Annotated in this window: 18 protein-coding genes and 1 pseudogene; 14 read left to right on the plus strand and 5 right to left on the minus strand. The window is 65.6% G+C overall.

What is annotated here, in order from left to right; all coding sequences use genetic code 11:
* Nucleotides 1-138: 138 nt before the first annotated feature.
* A complete protein-coding gene (locus ACFYTT_RS24115; RefSeq protein ID WP_387262425.1) occupies nucleotides 139-3,951 on the plus strand; it encodes a helix-turn-helix domain-containing protein in 3,813 nt (1,270 codons plus the stop codon).
* Nucleotides 3,952-4,405: 454 nt separating this feature from the next.
* A complete protein-coding gene (locus ACFYTT_RS24120) occupies nucleotides 4,406-4,807 on the plus strand; it encodes a hypothetical protein (RefSeq protein ID WP_387262428.1) in 402 nt (133 codons plus the stop codon).
* A 357-nt stretch (nucleotides 4,808-5,164) separates the two neighbouring features.
* Here the strand turns inward: ACFYTT_RS24120 and ACFYTT_RS24125 are convergent, their stop codons facing one another.
* Nucleotides 5,165-5,338: a DNA-binding protein gene (locus tag ACFYTT_RS24125; RefSeq protein WP_387262431.1), complete on the minus strand. Its 174-nt coding sequence runs from the start codon at nucleotides 5,336-5,338 to the stop codon at nucleotides 5,165-5,167.
* Nucleotides 5,339-5,785: 447 nt separating this feature from the next.
* Here ACFYTT_RS24125 and ACFYTT_RS24130 point away from each other — a divergent pair, with 447 nt between their 5' ends.
* The 4 genes and pseudogenes from ACFYTT_RS24130 to ACFYTT_RS24145 all read left to right on the plus strand — a co-directional run bounded on the left by ACFYTT_RS24130 (nucleotide 5,786) and on the right by ACFYTT_RS24145 (nucleotide 7,983).
* Nucleotides 5,786-6,163, plus strand: a complete 378-nt coding sequence (locus ACFYTT_RS24130) for a hypothetical protein (RefSeq protein ID WP_387262434.1) — start codon at nucleotides 5,786-5,788, stop codon at nucleotides 6,161-6,163.
* A 534-nt stretch (nucleotides 6,164-6,697) separates the two neighbouring features.
* Nucleotides 6,698-6,808: pseudogene (locus ACFYTT_RS24135) on the plus strand (transposase family protein); the annotation flags it as partial.
* A gap of 27 nt (nucleotides 6,809-6,835) precedes the next feature.
* Nucleotides 6,836-7,075, plus strand: a complete 240-nt coding sequence (locus ACFYTT_RS24140; RefSeq protein WP_387262437.1) for a hypothetical protein — start codon at nucleotides 6,836-6,838, stop codon at nucleotides 7,073-7,075.
* A 317-nt stretch (nucleotides 7,076-7,392) separates the two neighbouring features.
* Entirely contained in the window at nucleotides 7,393-7,983 is a 591-nt protein-coding gene (locus ACFYTT_RS24145) for a hypothetical protein (protein ID WP_387262440.1), read from the plus strand.
* Between the two features lie 164 nt (nucleotides 7,984-8,147).
* Here the strand turns inward: ACFYTT_RS24145 and ACFYTT_RS24150 are convergent, their stop codons facing one another.
* Nucleotides 8,148-8,492 carry an SMI1/KNR4 family protein gene (locus ACFYTT_RS24150; protein ID WP_387262443.1) on the minus strand — a complete coding sequence of 115 codons (345 nt, stop codon included), beginning with the start codon at nucleotides 8,490-8,492 and terminating at the stop codon, nucleotides 8,148-8,150.
* A gap of 116 nt (nucleotides 8,493-8,608) precedes the next feature.
* Here ACFYTT_RS24150 and ACFYTT_RS24155 point away from each other — a divergent pair, with 116 nt between their 5' ends.
* Entirely contained in the window at nucleotides 8,609-8,977 is a 369-nt protein-coding gene (locus tag ACFYTT_RS24155) for a hypothetical protein (RefSeq protein ID WP_387262446.1), read from the plus strand.
* 155 nt (nucleotides 8,978-9,132) lie between these two features.
* Here the strand turns inward: ACFYTT_RS24155 and ACFYTT_RS24160 are convergent, their stop codons facing one another.
* Nucleotides 9,133-9,672 (minus strand): hypothetical protein, encoded by a 540-nt coding sequence (locus ACFYTT_RS24160; protein WP_387262448.1) that lies wholly within the window; start codon nucleotides 9,670-9,672, stop codon nucleotides 9,133-9,135.
* A gap of 207 nt (nucleotides 9,673-9,879) precedes the next feature.
* Here ACFYTT_RS24160 and ACFYTT_RS24165 point away from each other — a divergent pair, with 207 nt between their 5' ends.
* The 4 genes from ACFYTT_RS24165 to ACFYTT_RS24180 all read left to right on the plus strand — a co-directional run bounded on the left by ACFYTT_RS24165 (nucleotide 9,880) and on the right by ACFYTT_RS24180 (nucleotide 13,177).
* On the plus strand, nucleotides 9,880-10,359 hold the full coding sequence (locus ACFYTT_RS24165; protein ID WP_387262451.1) for a barstar family protein: 480 nt from the start codon (nucleotides 9,880-9,882) through the stop codon (nucleotides 10,357-10,359).
* Between the two features lie 175 nt (nucleotides 10,360-10,534).
* On the plus strand, nucleotides 10,535-10,882 hold the full coding sequence (locus ACFYTT_RS24170; RefSeq protein WP_387262454.1) for a hypothetical protein: 348 nt from the start codon (nucleotides 10,535-10,537) through the stop codon (nucleotides 10,880-10,882).
* Nucleotides 10,883-11,443: 561 nt separating this feature from the next.
* The gene (locus ACFYTT_RS24175; RefSeq protein ID WP_387262456.1) at nucleotides 11,444-12,802 is read left to right on the plus strand and encodes a helix-turn-helix domain-containing protein; all 1,359 of its coding nucleotides are present in this window, start codon (nucleotides 11,444-11,446) and stop codon (nucleotides 12,800-12,802) included.
* A 183-nt stretch (nucleotides 12,803-12,985) separates the two neighbouring features.
* Nucleotides 12,986-13,177, plus strand: a complete 192-nt coding sequence (locus ACFYTT_RS24180; RefSeq protein WP_327038082.1) for a hypothetical protein — start codon at nucleotides 12,986-12,988, stop codon at nucleotides 13,175-13,177.
* Nucleotide 13,178: 1 nt separating this feature from the next.
* Here ACFYTT_RS24180 and ACFYTT_RS24185 read toward each other — a convergent pair whose 3' ends face one another.
* Nucleotides 13,179-13,442, minus strand: coding sequence for a hypothetical protein (locus ACFYTT_RS24185; protein ID WP_387262460.1), 264 nt, complete (start codon nucleotides 13,440-13,442; stop codon nucleotides 13,179-13,181).
* 111 nt (nucleotides 13,443-13,553) lie between these two features.
* On the opposite strand from ACFYTT_RS24185, the gene ACFYTT_RS24190 reads away from it, so the two are divergent.
* Nucleotides 13,554-15,551, plus strand: a complete 1,998-nt coding sequence (locus ACFYTT_RS24190) for a hypothetical protein (RefSeq protein ID WP_387262463.1) — start codon at nucleotides 13,554-13,556, stop codon at nucleotides 15,549-15,551.
* Between the two features lie 628 nt (nucleotides 15,552-16,179).
* Here ACFYTT_RS24190 and ACFYTT_RS24195 read toward each other — a convergent pair.
* Nucleotides 16,180-17,157 carry a hypothetical protein gene (locus ACFYTT_RS24195; protein ID WP_387262466.1) on the minus strand — a complete coding sequence of 326 codons (978 nt, stop codon included), beginning with the start codon at nucleotides 17,155-17,157 and terminating at the stop codon, nucleotides 16,180-16,182.
* Between the two features lie 428 nt (nucleotides 17,158-17,585).
* Between ACFYTT_RS24195 and ACFYTT_RS24200 the strand changes: the two genes are divergently transcribed.
* Nucleotides 17,586-18,473 (plus strand): DUF5677 domain-containing protein, encoded by an 888-nt coding sequence (locus ACFYTT_RS24200; protein ID WP_387262468.1) that lies wholly within the window; start codon nucleotides 17,586-17,588, stop codon nucleotides 18,471-18,473.
* A 219-nt stretch (nucleotides 18,474-18,692) separates the two neighbouring features.
* On the plus strand, nucleotides 18,693-19,055 hold the full coding sequence (locus ACFYTT_RS24205; RefSeq protein ID WP_387262471.1) for a hypothetical protein: 363 nt from the start codon (nucleotides 18,693-18,695) through the stop codon (nucleotides 19,053-19,055).
* Nucleotides 19,056-19,420: the final 365 nt, after the last annotated feature.

A 19,420-nucleotide genomic window follows, 5' to 3' on the forward strand; every position in this document is an offset into this window, starting at 1 on the left:
GGCCTGTTGACCGTCGCAGCAGCTCAGGGCTGAGGGACAGGGATCGGCGATTGTCCGTACGGGGCCGTACAGCCCGGTGACAGCCACTTCGGCATCGACTAGCGTCGAGGTATGGTTTGAGGCCTGGCGGGGGTGGGTGTGAGCCGTGAAGACGACGAGCGGACCGGGTTACCCGGCATACGCGACCGGGAGGACTTCGCCCGTGAGCTGACCGTGTTGCGGGAGCGGTCAGGGCAGACCGTGCGTCAGGTCGCCGCCCGGGTCGGAGTGCCTTGGACCACGATCGGGGGATGGTTCTCTGGTCAGGGCCTGCCCTCGTTGGCCCTTCGGGATGTGCTGGTAGACGTGCTACGGGCCTGTGGGGTCGCGGACCCGGAACAGGTGCAGGCGTGGCTACGGACCTGGGAGCGCATTCGACAGGCGCCCGGCCGACGGTCCAGCCTCGTCGTTCCCTACCGTGGTCTGGCGGCCTTCGGCGTCGAGGAGGCTGACTGGTTCTTCGGCCGTGGACCTATGACGAGCGAACTGCTGCAACGGGTACGCGAGGTCGATGTACGCGGCGGCGGAACCCTGGTCGTCGTGGGTGCCTCTGGCGCGGGAAAGTCATCCCTGCTGCGAGCCGGTCTGCTGGCCGAAGTGCGGAAAGGGAGCGAGAAGCGCCCTGCGGTGGTGATGACACCAGGGAGCCGACCAGTGCTGGAGTTGTCACGACACCTGACGGCCGGCGGCGGCTCTCCGGCCTCTGGGCCGCCAGGCCTCATGCTAGTTGTGGACCAGTTCGAGGAAGTCTTCACCGCCTGCGCCGAAGAGCGGGAACGTGTCGAGTTTCTCCGGCACCTAGCTGAGTTGTCTCAGCGGAATGGTCACACCGTGGTGGTCGGGTTGCGCGCCGACTTCTACGCCGCCGCTCTCCGCCACCCGTACCTGACGGATGCCCTGCGTGACAACCAGTTCATGGTCGGCGCGATGACCGCCGAGGAGATGCGGGAGGCCATCGTCCGGCCGGCCGAGCGAGCCGGACTTGCCGTCGACGAGGGCCTCGTCGACCTGATCCTGCGCGACGTGGCCCCGGCCCATGGCTCGGAAAGGTCCGAGGCGGATCCCAGTGTCCTGCCCCTGCTGTCCCACGCTTTGTACGCGACCTGGCAGCAGGGGCGGCGGCGTCGGCTGCGGACCGCTGACTACCGGGCGGCCGGCGAGATCTCCGGTGCCGTCGCGAGCAGCGCGGATACCATCTACGGCGGCTTGAATCCGGTCCAGCGCGTGGTAGCGAGGCGGGTGTTCCTGCAGCTCGTTCACGTCGCGCCGGATGTCGTGGACGTCCGTCGCCGGATCGCGCCCGCCGAACTGGTCGACCACCTAGACCCGGTCGAAGCCCAGGCTGCCCGGGAGGTCGTCGATCGGTTTGTCGCCCAGCGCTTGGTGAGCGTCGACGCGACCACCGTCCAGATCAGCCACGAGGCTTTGCTAACTTCGTGGCCGAAGCTCAGGGAATGGGTGGACGCGGACCGCGCCGCCCTCATCGTCGGACGGCGTCTCGACACCGCCGTCGCGCAGTGGCGTGCCGCCGGCCAGGACGAGGACCACCTCTACCGGGGTGGCCAGCTCGCCTCGGCTGTGGAGTGGCTGCGTGAGCATCAGCGGCAGGCTGCTCCAACGACCACCGCCTTCGTCGCCGCGAGCCTGCGCCATGAGCGTCGCCGCGCGCGTCGTCTGTACCTCGCGGTCGCCGTCCTCACGGTCCTTCTGATGGGAGCCGTCTCCGGGGGCGCCCTGGCCCTCATCGAACGCAATCGGTCCGAGCAGCTTCGCAGCGCGGCGGTGGTGCAGCGGGATCAGGCATTATCTCGTCTGGTCGCCAGCCGCGCCGACCAGCTACGAGACAAGGACCTGTCGTTGGCCGCGCAATTGGCGGTCGCCGCGTTCCGGATCTGGCCGACACCCGAGGCAAGAGCCAGCATGATCGGCGCCACCGGCAATAGCCTTCCTGCCCGTCTGAGCAGTGCAGGCGATCGGCAGATGCAGGCGGTGAGCTGGCACCCAGATGGGACCGTCCTGACTGCGGCCTCCGGTCCCGGCCTGCGCAGCTGGAACCTGAGTCGACAGCCACGACCCGAGCGGCTCGGCCCATTCGGCGAGCAGACCGCCCCCTGGCGATCTGTTACCTACAGCCCGAACGGCCGCTACCTAGCCGCAGCCGCGGAGGACGGCGTGGTCCGCCTTTGGGACAGCACCGACCCCCGTCGCCCGATGCCGATCGCGGTGCCCGAGGGGACGTTCGACGGGAAATCGACCATGCTGGCCGTCAACTCTGACGGATCCGTCCTGGCCACCGCCAGCGGTGACGGCCGCCTCTCCCTATGGGACCTCCGCGATCCCCGACGACCAACACGGATCGGGGCCACGATTCGATCCGGCGTTGCGCCCATCACCGCGTTGGCCCTCACCCCCGACGCTCAGACAGTGATCGCCGGAGGCGAGACGGGTGCCGTCGAGGTGTGGCGCCTGAGCGCGCCACGCCGGACACCCACCCGCGCACTCGCCGCCGGTGCACAGGGCCAGGTGCACCACCTCGCCGTCAGCCCCGACGGGACGAAAATGGCCGTCGCGAGCCGTGACTACCACGTGCACCTGTGGGACCTGTCTGACCCGACTCGCCCGAGGAAGATGGGACCACCTCTGTCCGGAGCCGACAGCTGGGTGAACGCCGTCCAGTTCAGCCCGGACGGAACCCTCCTCGCTGCTGGCAGCTCCGACACCGCCGTGGGCCTCAGACTATGGGAGGTCACCAGCCGGAAGATCGTGGGCAGCTATCCACACCCGGCCCCCGTCACAGGCGTCGCCTTCGCACCCGATGGCCGCACCATCGCCACGGCCACCAACGACGGTGCCGCCCGGATATGGCCGGTCACCGGCCCGACCATGATCGCGCCTGGAGTCGTCAGCTCCGCCACCTTCAGCCCGAACGGGCGCATCCTCGCGGTGGGCAGCACCGAAACCCAACTGTGGAACGTCACCGACCGTACCGCTCCTGTTCCCTACGGACTTCCCCTCCCCAGCCCGGACGGCTTCGCAGGTACCTTCGCCTTCAGCCCGGACAGCCACACGATGGCCGTCAGCCACGGCGGAAGCGGCACCTATCAGCTCTGGAACGTCTCGAACCCCTCCCGGCCGGCCCCCCACGGCGAGCCGGTCGACGCCCACGACGCGCAGATCGAGTCCGTCGCCTTCCATCCGGGGGGCACGCTGCTCGCCAGCGGAAGCGACGATGGGACGGTCCGGCTCTGGGACACCTCGCAGCCCGCCAAGCCCGTCCTCATCGCGACATTGGAAGGGTTCGCCGGATACGTGACCTGGGTGACCTTCAGCCCCGATGGTCGCACCCTCGCCGCCAGCAGCGCCGACCACACCTTCCGGATCTGGGATGTCGGCATGCCGAGGAACCCACGGCTGCGAGGGCAAGCCGTCCAGGTGTCGAACCATTACGTATACAGCGTGGCCTTCAGCCCGGACGGGCAAACTCTGGCCACCAGCAGCGCCGATAGCACCGTCCGCCTGTGGCGGGTGGAGAGTGACGGGCCAGCACGTCCTATGGGGGAGCCGATCACCGGACCGACCAACTATGTCTACCTGCTCTCATTCTCCCCAGACGGGAGGACCCTCGCCGCTGCGGGCACCGACTCCAGCGTGTGGCTGTGGGATCTCACCGACCTGAACAGACCCGAGCAGATGGCCAAGATCACCACCCCCACCGGTGCGGTCTACTCGGTGGACTTCCACCCGGACGGCCGGACACTCGCTGCCGGAGGAATCACCCAACAGACCTGGATCTACGACACCGATCCCGATGCGGCCGCCCAGCGAATCTGCAACACGACCGGAGACCTGGTAAGCCAAGAAGAGTGGAGCCGCCTCGTCGGTGACCACCCGTACCGGAACCCCTGTGACTGACGTGTGCTCCGGCTGGGAGGCCGGCACCGAGCCGACGGCCACGCCGAGTCGGATCACTCAGGCAGGCCCTCGGCAGGGCACCTTCAGAGCGCTGCAACATAGGGCGGTACGCGCAGTGGCCCGCCTTCTGCCAGACGACTTCCATCGATATTCTGCCCTATGGCAGGGCAGGTGCTACGGATCAGAAGGCCAGGGGTTCGAGTACCTTCGGGCGCACAAGATCGACAGTTCCCCTTGACGCGGAGGCGGCTATGGGCGGACGGTACGCGCGTTGGCATCGACGTAGAGCAACACCAGCTCATCGTCTCGGGCGCCCAATCCACTAACGTGCAGGCCGTAGGCGTGTCGGCAGTCGCGACGTTGCGCCGTCATGACACGACCTACCCACGCCCTTGAGCAACTCGTTCGTCCGCTCATCCCTGCTACCTCGCCCGCGTGGCCGAACCCACGCCCGATGCCGATGCCAGCGCTACCCGCCCGCGTTTGCCCGCCGGCCATCACCGACGCCTCGGGGCTGCTGCTGTGGATGGCTCTCCCCGCTCGCTGCGGCCGGGTGATCGCCCAGCACCTCCTGCACGCGATGGGCTGGTCACCGGGACATCGTCTCGGCATCCAGCTGTGCCACGGCATGCTCGTCATCGCCTCCGCGCAGGACGACCGGTACCAGGTGGGCAGCCGAGGCGAGTTGCCCTTGCCGGCGAGCGCCCGGCAGATGTGCCAGATCGAGCCCGGCCAGCCTGTACTCCTGGCCACCTTCATCACGCATGACCTGCTCGTCGTGCATCCCGTCAGCACCGTCGCCCGCCTACTCACCAGCCTGTACCGCCAGTTCGCAGGGGGCGACAATGACCGCTGACCCTTCCGCTATCGCCGCCGCACACCAGGTCCTGGCCCACCTGGGCGTCACCATGGCCGACCTCCAAGCCCACCCCGGCGCCCGGGCCGCCCTGCCCACGGTCGCGGAGTACCTTCCGCGCGTTGTTGCCGCAGCCGGGCCTGGAGCGCGGCGTACGTACGGCACCTACTGGAACCGAATGGCTGCCGCCTGGCCCGACCGACCATTGGGGAGCATCGCCGCCAGCGACGTCGAGGCATTGAAACAAGTGATGGTTGCCGGCGCGGTGTCGCGGCGCAACAGCCGCAGCGGCCGGCACGCCGGCGAGCTTTTCGTTGCCGTCGCGCGCGCCTTATACACCCGGGCGATCGCCGATGGTCAGCGCAGCCCCAGGTTGTGCTGTTCGAGGGCGGCCTCGATGATGTCCAGTGCTTTCGGCCCAATGCCGTGCAACCTGGCAAGCTCTGCGCGCGGCGCACCCACGAGCTGGCGTAGCGCGGTGTAGCCGGCGGCGTTCAGCGCCCGCGTCGCGGGTGTGCCGATCTTCGGCAAGGTGTCAAGGGACGAATTCGCCGCTCGATGCTAGACCGCCTGCCGGTCCCACGCCCGATGCTAGGAGCGTGGAACGGAAGTCGAGGCTGAACCCTGGGCGGCGCAGCTGACTGAGGAGCGGCTACCACAAGTGTCATCGCGGACGGTTCCCAGTCGGATCGGACCACGGAGGCAATTCGCCCCTTGTTGCGAATTGTGCAATGCTCTTGACGGCGGTCTAGGCTCCCTGTGCGACAAAGGCGCACGTGAAACGTCAACGGGTTAACGGGAGCGCGGGCTTGTCGCGTCGGCCCATCGCATCAACACCGCGGTACGCGACAGCGTTCGTGGACGGTTGCCACCACGGGCCTGGTCGGCCCACTGGCGTTGAGGCTGTTGCGGTGGCCACCTCATCGTTGTGCGCTGAGCACTCAGAACTCAGGGTTGAGAATTGAGTGAGGCGAAGACATGCCATTGGAGATTACCGTCACCGTCTCGGACGAGGCACTCCACGCAGTACGTCACGACCGCAAGGTCAAACTACGTCTCGTCATCGACTCCGACCAGGCGGCCCCGCAACCTCAGCCAGCCGGGCCACCTCGAGGTCCCCTCGCTGCCCTTATCGAACGGGGCGACCTCAAGGTTGGGGAACACCTCTACTGGCAGCGCCCCCGACTCCGCCAGCGATTCATTGCTACCGTACTGGCTTCGGGCGAGCTTGAGATCGATGGTTGCCGCTATCGATCCCCCTCAGACGCTGCCACCGCGTGCGCCGGATCACCTGCCAACGGCTGGACGGCCTGGCGGCTGGAAGACGGCACGCTGCTGGACAAGCTTCGGCCATGACATGCCGAGCTTGACTTGCCAAGTCAGACGGACTTGGGGCCGGTGGCGGCGTGGTGGGCTCCTTGGCCCGACAATGGGGAAGTGCCGGTGAGTGGCCTGCTGATCGCCGCAATCTCCCTCGCTGTGGCTCCGATCGTCACATCGATCAGCTGGATGATCGTACGGTGGCGCGACGCTACGGTAGTCCAACACGTAGCTGAACGAGCACTCGAGGATTGCCCCGCCGCGCGGCGTGCCGACATCGTCCACGCTGCCGCCGATCTTGCTGGACGTCTCGCTGCTGACCGCCAGGCATACAGCCCTCAGAGGGCCCATCGACTTCCAACACAGTCAAACTCCGGGGGCATCAGAGCCCGGCGTCGAACTGCCACCCGGCGGGGCAGGGTGTAGTGGGTACCCACCTACTCGATGGAAGGTGGGTGGATCCGCGAAGCCCCGGCTATGCGGGCACCGCCTTCGATGGAGATGCTGCCTCCCGCTTATCGACGGGGACACGATCGCGGACGGGCGACTGGGCCGGCACCGGTCACCGACCTCGCCGATCGGGTGCTGCTGGTAGCCGCGTACTGGCGGACGAACCTGACGATGCGGCAGATCGATCCGCTGTTCGGAGTGTCGCACTCGGCGACGCACCGGGTCATCGACTGAACCGCCCCGGATCTTGTAGAGACTTTGCGCCGCTTCGACTCCTGGTACCGGCACACGATCCTCGTGATGCTCGCCCACGCCAACCTCACCGTCATCACCGCCCGCGAACGCGGCAACCACACCAGCCACCATCGAACGCTGATCGCTTTGTCCTTCAACGAGATCCGGCGCCTGTTCGCGCAACTCATCGCGAACACCATCCGCCCGATCCACCACCGGCTGCACCGGTCCGGGTGGCAACTGGCCCAGTCCGAGGGGCGGTGATTCGGCCGACACGGTGGGTCGGCGGACGTAGTCGGCCGGCGAGCGTTCCAGGATGGCGTCGATGACGCAGACCCGGAAGAAGCCGACCACGACGGACAGCCGGCGGGAGACGGTCGAGGGCTGGTACCGGCGGACGTCTTGCAGCCAGCGCACGTACCGCTCAATGGTATGAAGCGGGGGGCGGAGACAGGAGAGGCGGCCATAAGTCACCGTGCGTCACCACCGGTGATGAACACCAGTCCATCCGGAGCGGCAGGATCCGGACGTCATGCCCGGCGTGCAATCACCTCGCACATTCGGCCTGGCATCCTGTCGATGTGGAAGAGTGGGCGTACAACGGAACGGCCTTCCAGATCAACTCGATGTACCTCCTACCGGAGGACGCGTGGACCTACGAGCTGAGTGGGTGGTACCGGACCTCCGGTGGGGTCGCCGTGGTGATCCCGGATACGACACCCGACGGCGATCTGTTCACACCGGCGGACGCGACCCATGCCTACGTGGCCTTCACCGAAGGGCCACTGCCCTGGCCGGTGTTGCTGCGCTTCATCCGCTTCGTGGAGGCATCCGGCGACATCGTGTCCGACCCGCTGACCGCGAACGTGAGCGGTGACCTTTCTCTATCCTTGAACTCGTGGCGCTTCGCGAGCCAGGCTTTCGAGGTCACGTCCTACCACGACGGCTGGTGCTACGAGCTCTACGAGGTCAACCCGACCAGAAGCTCAGACGGCTACATCGACGTACGCATCCTCGACCTCCAACCGGGTGGCGGACCGTTAGTACCGGTCCCCGCAGGGCAGGTCACAGTTACCGGACACCGCAGCCCGACGTTCCCCTGGCCGGTCTTCCGACACTTCCTCGACGCGATCCTCGCCAGCGGTGACACCCGCGACGATCAGGAGGGCTGATGACCTGACCAGTCGGCGGCACGCCCGACGGCGGCGAAAGCGGATGGCCCGGCCGGTACAGCCTGAGTCCATGACGCGCGACGAAATCCAGGACGTCGGCCGCCTCACGCTCCGGATCGCCGCCATCGTGGAAGTGGAATCAGACCGCCTCGCGGCAGTGACCATCACCGACCGGGAACCCCCAGTGGTCGCCGGTGCCCACCGGCGCTATCGCGATGGAATGTCCGGTCAGGGAACTCCCGGTCGTTGACCGACTTGACGTCGTCGTCGCTGGAGTCGGCGCCGGCGATCGGGAACAGCTCGACGATGCCGACCATGCCACCGCCGTAGCGCACCATGAAGGACCTGTACTTCTCCGGCAACGTCACGCCGAGCTGCTTCTCTAGGTCGGCAACCTCGGCGGCGCTGGCGATGCGCCCCTCGATGAGCGCCAAGCCGTGCTCGGCCAACGAGGCCACCGATTTCTGACGCAGGGGCTCGACCAACGCGTCGAACTCCACGAGGTTCATGCTGCTCAGTCTGCTCTCCCACCGTTCGCCCTCGCTTGCGGGTCGCGGGAGATCCGGACACCTGAGCATCGTCGTGATCCCGCAATTCGATGGCGCGATGGCGTCGGATCCCAGCTATGGTGCTCGCGGACGTGCGGTGGGAACCGGCAGAGGTACCGATGACACTGGCTATCAAGGGTTCACGACGGATCACCGTAGATGGCGTCACCTTCCGCTGGGCGGTTCGCCGCAGACCGACCTACTGCCAAGCCAACGGCTGGTCGCCGCTGACCTTCGTCGCCGAGCAGGCGGAACAGCCAGGCGCTCTATTGGTGGCATCGCTGCCCTGCGCCCATCCCGGCAACTGGTTCGGGATGCCGAGCCAGCCCGTGTTACCCAGGACGGTGGCTCGCGGTATCCGTCAGGCACTGTTCACCGGTTGGCGGTCCTCCCGGCCGGGCCCCGCCTTCAAGGTGCTCCTGCGCGACTCGCCGCACACGCAGTGACTGCGCGTCGTCCGAGGAGACACATTGTCGGCGGCGGATCAGTGAATCTGATCATGGGCTGAGGAGGACAGGCGTCACGACGGGTCTCGCCCGGGTAGGTGGACCGATGTTCAAACTGCCACGGGAGTTATGCCATGACTACCCTGTGTCGGAGTTCAGCAGGCGTTCCTTCCCAAGCGTGCGAACTCGTCGAGGGAGACGGTCTTCTGTACCTCTTCGTTGGCTTCGATGGTGGTGATCAGGACTGATCCTGGTTTCAGGTCGGCCAGTTCAGGAAGCCGGAAGCTCACGTCGTGGGAGGTGAAGCTGTTGTTCCTGGTGAGTACGCGCATTCGGAAGCCTGTGCCCAGGTCAGGGCCCGGTGAAGGCGGGAAGCCCGTCAGCTCGACGGTGGCCGGTGAGGTCAAGTCGCGCTGCTGCACGTGGTACCGCCACTCCGGCCAGTTGGCCGACGGAGTCGGTGCGTCGGACGGGGACGGCGAGGCCAGATCGTCTGCGATACGGAGAACCACGACGTCCGGCGGCCGGTCCGCGCACCAGGCTAGAGCCGCGAGCGGCCGGCCGCCAGTATCCGCGGTCAGGCCGGTGACGGCTTTGACCGAGGGTGTGCAGGACGACAATCCCGCCAGTACCAACAGACCGGCGGTCACCGACGCGGTGGCCCGCCGCGCCGCCGTCATCGCGTGAACGGCCATGCTCCGACAATCGCAGCGTTACGTCGATCTACGACCACGGTCTCGTCTCAAATCGATGACGGCTCCCGGCCGGGGCGACGCGCCCGCTCGGAGGCAGCTCCGGTCGTCTGGCGGGGCGGCTCTGTCGTGCTGCTTCTCTGGAGGTGCTGAGCGGTCTGGCGCATGATGCCGTAGTTGCTGTGGAGACCGTCGATCGAGGTGGACAGGATGACGGACGAAGCGTGGCAGAGTTCCAGGGAACCGCTCATGGTCTGCTCGCGTGGTTCGGTGGTGGAGTTGGTCTCGGTGCTACCGGCATCTGGCAGGTTCGTGGTCGCCCGCCTCGACGGCACGAGAATGGCGGACGCCGACCACGTCTCCTACGACTTCTCGGACGCCTTGCTGTTTCCGAGCTACTTCGGCTGGAACTGGAACGCATTGTCCGACTGCCTCAGAGACCTACACTGGCTGCCGGCGGACGGCTACCTGGTGATCATCGACAACGCGCCCCAGCTGCTGCCGGACAACTCACAGGACCGGCACACACTCTTCCGCATCCTCGCCCAGGCAGTTCACCACTGGACCAGCCCCCTCGGGCAACCGGAGGGAAAGGCCGTCCCGTTCAAGGTTCTACTGCTGTGTGACCGAGACGAAGAAGCAGCGCATCTGCGACAGGACATCATCCAAGCACTCCAGAAGAGACGCTGAATCCGCACTGCTCGCAGCCCGGCGAAGGCGACCGGGCCGCCGGGAGGCTCCACCCGTCGAACTACAGCGCACGGAATGAGACGAAGCCGCCGACGGACTACGCGCGGTCGGCGGCAGAAGCGGATGCCGGGCAAGACCCCGATCTGCTCGTTCATGTGCGGCATGATGGGCGTTCATGGGCACCATCGACCCGTACGTGACCGTTGCGGAACCGACCTTCGTGGCACGGTTCCTTCTCAATCCCAACACGGACACCGAGGAGTCCGTAGCCAATGTGGATGCCTTCGTCGGTCTTCCTGACGGCTCCAGTTGGGCGTTGACCATCTTCACCGTCGAGGAGGTCCGCCGCCTGCTTGCGAGATGGAAGGAGACCGGTGAAGTCGCGAACGGGAGTTACTTCTGGGCCCTTGACCAGCTGATCGTGCCGGAACCGGGCGTGCCAGCCATGACCACAGCGATCCGAGAGCTCGTAGGCAGTGGGGAGATCGCAAGCGTCGGCGTCCGATGCGAGGATCCGGACTGACGCCGCCTTGGGTACCCGCGAGGGATGGTGGTTCAGGATGGGTGCCGCGCACGGGTGGCGGCAGATCCGGTCGTCCTGAAAGCGACCCATGAACATGGGGTATGAAAGGCTCCACCCGATCGCCCTATCCGTAGTCTGACGCCAACCGCACGACTCCGAGAAACCCGGGGAAACATCAAAGTCTCTACAAGGTCCGCGGCGGTTTACTCCCTGCCACCGATCGCGCGGTAACCGGGGCGGAACGCGACCCGCCACGGCAGCGAACTCCGTCTCTGCCCGGACGGTCGAGGGGCTATCCTCGCCGTCATGAGTGGATCACTGGAGCCCCGCCCGGGCGACACTGTCGCGACCGGATCGCCCGAGGCTGCCCTCGCAGGTCTGCAGTCCTTCGAGGGCATGGTCCTCGACCGCTTGCCGCGGCTGGCCTTCCGACCCAAGGCATCCTGGTCGATCTCAGCCAGCGGGACGTGCTGATGCGAAGTGTCCCATTCGCGCTCACCGAGATGACTCCCGAGAAGCTGGATTTGCCTGAGAACAGGCGGGCGGTCCACGATCGAATCTATGGCGACACTGCGGAACCGTCGACTCGAACAGCTCCTCGGCGGACCAATCGACGAAACCCTGACCTATAACCAAGTCAAAGGACTCATTCCCGCGACGACCGAAGGCCCCGACCTGGACTTCAAACGGGAGACCTACGGCGGCAGCAACAGCGAACGGAAGAAGCTCTGCGGAGACGTCGGCGCACTCGCGAACGCCACCGGCGGCATTCTCATCCTCGGCATTGACGAAGACGAACAGGGACGCGCGACGAACGACACCGGCGTCTACATCAGCGACGACGAACGTCGACGCCTCCGGCAGACCGTCTACGGCAACATCCAGCCGACTCCGACCTTCGACGTCATCCCCGTCGAAGATCCCGACCGCCCCGGCAGAGGTTTCCTCATCATCTGGGTCGCGCGATCGGCGACCGCGCCACACGCCTACGTCAACGAGAACAAGTCGCTGCTCTACCCCAAGCGGATCGGCACTGAGACGGTCTGGTTGTCCGAGAGCGAGGTGGCCGAGGCGTACCGGGCACGGTTCGCCGGCTTGACCAGCCGCATCGAAGAGGCCGTACGCCTCGAAGCCGACTTCGCCTCGCGCCATGCCCCCAAGGAACTGTTTGTGCTGGTCACCCTCGTCCCGGACGTGCCGGGCGGCTTCACCGTCGACACCGCCGCTCTGAAAGCCTTCGAGCTGAGCAACGCGAGCCGCTCTGCCGATGCCTTCGGTGTTTCGGTATGCCGCTTTCACCGATCGACCGTCCGGCATCGCCGCTTGGTAGGTGTCGGCAAGGCCGACATCAGCACGCAATACTCGCGTGGCGCTTGCGAACTGCACGAGAACGGCAGCGGCGCCTTCTCCACCGACATCAGCTCGACGAGGTCCGGAAACATGGATTCTGGTGGTCGCCTTGTAGACACCCAGTGGCTCACCCTGGGGGTCGGAGCAGGACTGAAGTTTCTCGCCCACCATGCACGCGACCGGGCGGCGGCCGGAGGGCTTGCAACCGTCCGAGCCGCTATTTGGCCCCCGGCCAGAGTTACGACCTGGCCTATGAGCCAAGAACCAATCACGTTGGTGTCCAACGTTGGCTGGCCTAACGAGCCGATTGGTCCCGATGCCGTCACGGAGCAGCCATACGCCGACACAGTCGCCGACATCGATGACCTCTGCACCGGAGGTAGCGGCCTTGTAGCGACGACGCACCGCCTCGCCAGCGAACTGTTCCAAGCGTTCGGAGCACCTGAGGTAGCACAGGTCACTGCAGAAGGAGCAATCCGCATCCGGCATTGGCATCGGTCCGGCCAGGCAGAAATTACTCGTTGGGCCGAGGCGTCGGGCGTCCCAGTGCTCACGGAGACGCTGGGCTGATTCCGACAACAGCGCAGTCCTGAGGAGGGCCGAGCCGGATGGCCGAGTGGCGAGGCCACTATCGCGCGGCGAGACTCCTCCGCCCGGAGGTACGCCACCCCGTGCACCAGCGCGTCGAGCCGGTCTGGGGAGTCCCCGGACTCAGACGTCCATGTCGTCTGCTGATCCTCCAGCAGCGGGAACGTGCCGACGTGGTGCACCCGGGGTGGCTCGACCTCGTACCGGGCGGCGACCGGCTCGGCGCGTACCCGCTTCGACTGGCGGGCCTGCACCACGTCGATCGGCGGATCACCGCCCGGCAGCAGCCCCTCTGCCTGCATGGCCACCCAGGCGTCGACCAGAATGTCCCGCAGCCACGCCGACGACCCCTCGTAGATCACAACGTCGGCGTCGACGGCGCACGCCGACCGAGTGTCGCGGCACCATTGGACACGCCCTCGCCGGCGCTACGAAACGCGGCCGACAGCGGCCGCCCCTTGAACCGCTGAATGTCACGCCACGCCGCAAGCTCGTACTCTGAGGGCTCCGAAATGCCGCCCAGGTTGGTTTGCGTTGGGCGCCGTGGATGGTGCACAATCTTGCCGGGCCGGACGGCGGCCTTATCCAGGCACCGCGCTGCCCCGTTGATGCGATGCCGCATGGAAGAACCTTCCGATCGCTGGGAACGTTTAGCATCCGTGCGCCCGTTGGGCGCTTGATCGGTTGTCGAATGGTCTTTGGGGCAGCAGGCGATTCGGGAACGGATCATGCGATGACCCAGGATTGGGCTTCAACGAAAGCCGGCCGCCGGATTCACTACACTGGGGAGCCCTTCCAGCACGCGTTGAATGACCTACGCCGCTGCGGGCCCGGCGGAGCGATCATCCCGGCTGCGGCTGGGGAGCAGGCTGTCGCCGAGTCGATGGTGATGGAACTGCTGTGCCGCGGCGGCGAATGGTGGCCACAACCGCTGGGCGTCACCGCTGCCTATATCAGCGGCACCTCGCTGTTGCTGAAACTCGGCTCACACACACTGGTCGGCACGGGTCGGCATCTAATGCTCAGCGACCACGCTATGCAGGTCCTCCTGCCGGTCAAGCAGCCGGCTACACGGGAGGTCGAGGGCATTCCAGGACTGCGAGTGGAAGCCATCCGTGATGAAAGCGCCGAGGTGTGTTTGGCCAGCACGAGCGGCGATGTCCGCCTGATCCTTCGCGGAGTGCTCGGCACGCGGTGGGCCGATGCGATACGCGCCGCGGCCGACGCCGCCCTGCTCGCCAAAACAGTGCCCCTCTGGGAGCAGAACTCCCTGGACGAGGCCGAACGAGAGGGCCGGCGATCTCACCGGAGGCGCCATGAGGGCGGCGTGGGTCTGGCGTGGCTTGGCTCCGGCCTCCTGCGGCGTATCGCCCTGTTCGGCAACTCCAGCGCGTACTCGATCAGGGCGTGGATCAGTGAGGGCCGCTGGCATTTGCGCCTCTACACCAGCAGGAGCGTTGCCGACCATCGGGTCCGTCACGACGAGTTCCTCGCCCGGCTCATCGACGACGATTGCGGCCTACCCCTTGTGGTGACTCGGCAGCGCTGCTCGTGTGACCGAGCCGTTTCTGGGTCTGACGGTGACCTCGACTGTGTCTTTGAGCTGCAGCATCGCGACCGCCGGACCCTTGGAGCTCTTCACCTCACGTGTCGATGGGAGGACACCAGCCACGTCGACTTCGCCGAGACACTGCGTCGGGTCGGAGCCGGCTCCCATTGGATCGAGCGGGTGCTGCCCCCGCCCGGTGGTCCGGCGGCTCCTGATCGCCACGAGCTTGCCCGCGGTCGCGCCCGGTGTACCGGCGAGACCGCACCTCAAGCTCTTCGGGCAATGTCGACGCCGGTGGGCAGGCATGTCATTCTTCCAGCCGGCTCTGCACAGGCACAGCTTGAGTCGCTGCTTCTGAGCGAGATCGGTAGCGGAGGCGTGGACCACGCCGGCTGGCGGCCAGGCGAACCGGCGTTGATGATCAGCAAAGTTGTGGGCGATCATGATTCGCTGACCCTGCACGTGCCGCCTCGCCACCTGCCGAAGTTCATCAACCGCAGCCTGCCATGGCACATCGACGATGGCTCCGAGATCTTCGGCATCACCGGCCTGCGCTGCAAGATCAGCGGTAGTGGCGTGACTCTCTACCGACTCGGCCTTCCCGGGCGGATCGACCTGCGAGGCATAACCAAGAAGCAGTGGCGGGTCGCTGTCGTGCTTGCCAGTAGCAAGGTCCGTGAGACCAGCAGCACCGCCATCCCTTGCTGGACCCACGACCCCTATGACTTCACTCCACAGGAGAAAGAGGCGCTGCAGAAGCAACGTTACGAGTATGCACATGACGGACCGGTACTCCCTGACGGCCTTCACGAGCTCATGTCGGCCGTCCTGCGACGGTTGCGGATACTCGACTCCGACCCTCGTCACACCGGCGTGAGCCTCTGGACAACCCCGTACACGACGGTGCCGACAGTCAACATTGAATGGGGTACCGCGCCCAGTCTCGACACCGTCGCGGCAGCGTTTCAAGACCCCTTCCTCGGGATCCCCGGCCTCACCATGTCCGACAGCCCATACTCCACACGCGTCAATCTTCGCCAGGACCAAGGCGCGATGCTGTGCCTCCGCTTCAGCGCCGCCGGCTTCTGGAACAGCGAACGGGCCGACCTGTCCAACCAGCGCCGAGCGGTCCGCAATCAGCAGATGCCTTCCATCAACGAAGACGCGGAGGGCGGCTGGTGAGCGTCACCCTCGCGACAGTGGTAGCCGTGTCCGTACCGTTCTTCGCCAGTGTCACATGCATAGCCTTGTATGCATTGAGAGGCGCAACTCCGGCTGAGCGCGCCGCGATCCTGCGTGCCTTGGCACAGTTGACCAGCGCGATGCTGGCCCGGTCGCCGCGTCACTCAAGGCGAACTTCAGCGCAACGCAATAGCCAGGACGCGTGAATAGAGGTCGCGTCCAGCGCCCGGCGGCCGCAACCCAGTTACGTAGCCGCGTCTGCTTGAGCCACTACGACCGCGACGTGCATGCGACAAGGCGACATGGTCACGGCAGCTCAAAGTCAACCCGGTACGGGTGCACAGCGACGTCCGGAATGATCACGTGTATGGACATCGGCAAGACCGAGCACACCGTCTTGATCGATCGACTGTAACGCTGCCTGCCGCGCGGTCAGCGGCATGAGAGTGCGCCACCAAGGGAAAGTAGACGCCAGCCGTCGGAGCCACAGTTCGTCACAGCAACCAGGCCAAGGGAGGGAGGACGAACTGCCTCAGCCCGAGCAATACAAGCGTTGCGCCGATGTCAGGGCTGCGATGAAGGTTATGCGGCGCCGTATTCCTTGCGGAGTTCCTCGTACTCGGCAGCGTCACGCCGCATCGAACAGCACGATCCCCGCCACGAGCCCGGACAGCCACGGCGGAGGGTCCTCACCATTCGCCATCGCGACAAGGTAGTCCGGGGGTTGGCGACGGAGACCTCGCAGAACATGATCAAAGTAAGGCACGCCGAAATGCCCTCGGTCCGTCGGGAGATCCTCGAAGACGACGGCATCCTCGTCAACCCGCTGGCGCTCACTAACCGCCAAAGCGAACTGGCCCGATCGCATTCTCGACACCATGCCGAAGATCTTCTTGGCGATGTCACGCGGCATGCCTTGCGGCTGGGTCAGGAACTCCAGCAATTCGCCGTCGATGTGGTGAAGGTTGAGATCGTCAACGAACGGTGTCCCCAGGCTGGTGTCGGCGAGATCCTCCAGAGGAAACGCATACTGGTAGGCTTCAATGGCGGCTTGGCCTGGCGAGTCGAGCGCGGTGAAAGTAGCGAGCTGGCTGGCGATCAGGGCGGGCAAGGCGCAAACAGCAGATCGGTGACACCGGTCGAGAGCGTCAGAGGTGTGGCCTCCACCGCAGGTAAGATCAGGACGATATGCAGGATCGCCGCAGTAGAGTGTGTAGACGGCGGGCACCTTGAGGAGATCGGAGGCGTTAAGCAGGTCGATGATCTGCTTGCGCTTCGCGTAATTGAGGTCGACGTCCCATCTCCCACCAACCCGCTTGAGGCTCTTAGCTTGGACGAGCATGCCGAAGCATTCGCCAGTGGGGGATAGCCACCACCACAACCAGTCGGCGCCGGTTCCGCTAGAGGTAGGGGTCCCACCCTCCTGATTGCGGGTGAAGGGGATATACCTGGCGACCGGATGTGCAGCGTGGGTCAAGCGGACAGTGGCATGTTCTTCATCCCACGTGTACTCGCCGAGTTGGTCGCGGCACTCAGTGATGTACGCCTCGACGGCCTGCCGACCCCGGACGAGCGAAGAGTGGAGATCCAGATTGGTGTTAGACATGAATCTCCATGCTCTAGGGTGACCCGCCAACGATAGATGATGGGCCTGGGTTTCCCTCGCACTGTCAATTTGCAGGCCGCTCGCGGTGCCGTCTGCCAGAGCGGACGCGACCAGCGTCGCCGGAGCGGGGGCAGCATCCGCGGCAAGGGATACGGCGGAGACGACAACCTGGGCGACAACGCAGCAGTGTCGAGCGACGGCGGCGTCATGCCCCGCACCACAGTGGATCTACGCGTACAAGCACCATCGTTGAGACGAGCGTTGATCGCGGCAAAAGTAATGCTTGCCTGGACGCCATCACATTATAAAGCAAAAGAGAACTTCGCGGAATTCCGCTCAATTCGCCCTATTCGGACGCCGCCGCCGGCTTGGGTGGCGCCGTACACCTACTACGTTGTGAGCAGGCAGGGACATGTCACTATTTCTTAGTGACTGTCAATGAGAATGTCGACGCCGAAGCGCGGGCGGCAGCCGTCGAGGTGTGGATCGCCGCGACGAAGCAGACGCTTGTCATTGGTGACCTGACCTGGGATGCAGCCTGGTCCGACCTTCGCCGGATTGCTGTTAACTACATCCTTCGGCGTCAGCTCGAAGCGCTTGACGCCACCGTGGTGCTGGCCAAGGTCGGGCTGGGTCATCTGGCGGTCGGGTTCATCCGGCCCGCTCTCGATGAGTTGCTCTGGATGCTGTGGGTGAAGGACCTGCCGCAGCAGGATGCGCAGAATCTGCTCATGGTCATGGGGCAGTCCGACGGTATTCGCTCACTGCTTGCCCAGCGTGCCTACGTCGGCGACGCTGTGATGCAGGAGCTATGGTATCCGGTAACCTTTTTAGACGCCCAGGAGCAGCAGCTAACTCGTGCGAACGATGAGCTGGCGAAGATCCGCGAACAGTTCGATTGGTCGGGGCGCCCGCTGCCGAGGGCGAGCTGGGTCGCAAAGCAGACCGGCCATAAAGACCTGTACGACTACTTGCATGCCGCCGCGAGTCGCGCCCTGCACTTTTCGATGGGCGAAGTGATGCGCAACGGTTGGGGCGAGCCTGACGGAAAGGTAGTCACCCTGAAACCAGAGTTTCGCGAGTACCGAACCAACTTCGCACTTTACCAGCTACCCTCGCTATTCCTCAAGACCGCGTCTGCTTGCCAAGAATTCTTCGAATATGCGGGGATCACAGAACGGGAGGACGAGGCCGTGGGGAAGCAGGTTCTCGCCGCAACCGAGGCCCTCGGCAAGTTCGGGCGCGTACCGCTCGTCCATGCCCACGAATGGAATCTGACGCCAAGCGGTCCGCTGAGGCTTCCTAAGAAGAATTGACAAAGCCCAAAGGCTACCAAACCGCATCAGCCGCACAAGTCGGCGAACGGGCGAACTTCCTGACATCGGCACGTCCGGACGGCAACCGGGCCAGCTCGGCGTGACGCTGCGTAGCACGCGGATCGCGGCTAGATGTGCGCGCCGATCTTGACGCACTCGGATCAAGCTCTGGGCGGTGGTGGCCTTGTGCGACAGCTCCCGAAGGAATTGGGTGGTCCGGTGCTGGCGTTACCCGAAGAATCGGCAACCGTGGAAGCTGCGACGCCGACGTGGCCACAGGACAAGCTCAACGCACTTCGGCTCGGGCGTCGGCTCGTGGCAGAGGTGCCGGCAGCGCCGGGGCGCCGTGCGTTCGTAGACATCACTCCGATCCTGGACCAGCGTAACGACCTCGCCGATCGCGAAGGATGGCAACGCCCGGACGCGCAACGATCCTTCCAGCTCGCACATTGGGACTTCAACGAGCGGCAACTTGACGGCTGGGCCCACGACGTCGATGCCCGCCAGATCCGCATCAACACCGCCAGCAACGAGTCCAGCCTGCTCAGGCTCGTCGCCGAGTGGGGACTGACGCCGACCTAGTTCGGCTACCCGTGGGACATCGACGACCCCCGGTAGGCTTCCGTTCGAACGGCAAGTTTCGCCTCCTCCGATGTCGTCGATGTCGAACGTCATCGACGTGCAAAGCGCGGCAGGTCCGGATGGCGGGAGCCATGCGCTGGACTGCTCTTGATAAGCCGGACCGCCTACTCTGCTGCTGGTGAACGTCCGGCAGCGCAAGAAGCTCACCGCCCGCCTGATGGCGTCGCTGCTGCGTGAGGATCTTCCGGCCGTCCGTGCGCTGTTGCGCGGGGGGGGGTGTCCCTATGGGTTTGGTCAAGCCGCGATCGGCGTGACTGGGCGGGGTTGGTAGGGGATCTTGTCGCGGAGCATGGCGAACAAGACGT

The organism is Micromonospora sp. NPDC003816, from assembly GCF_042874705.1.
Classification (GTDB): Bacteria; Actinomycetota; Actinomycetes; order Mycobacteriales; family Micromonosporaceae; genus Micromonospora.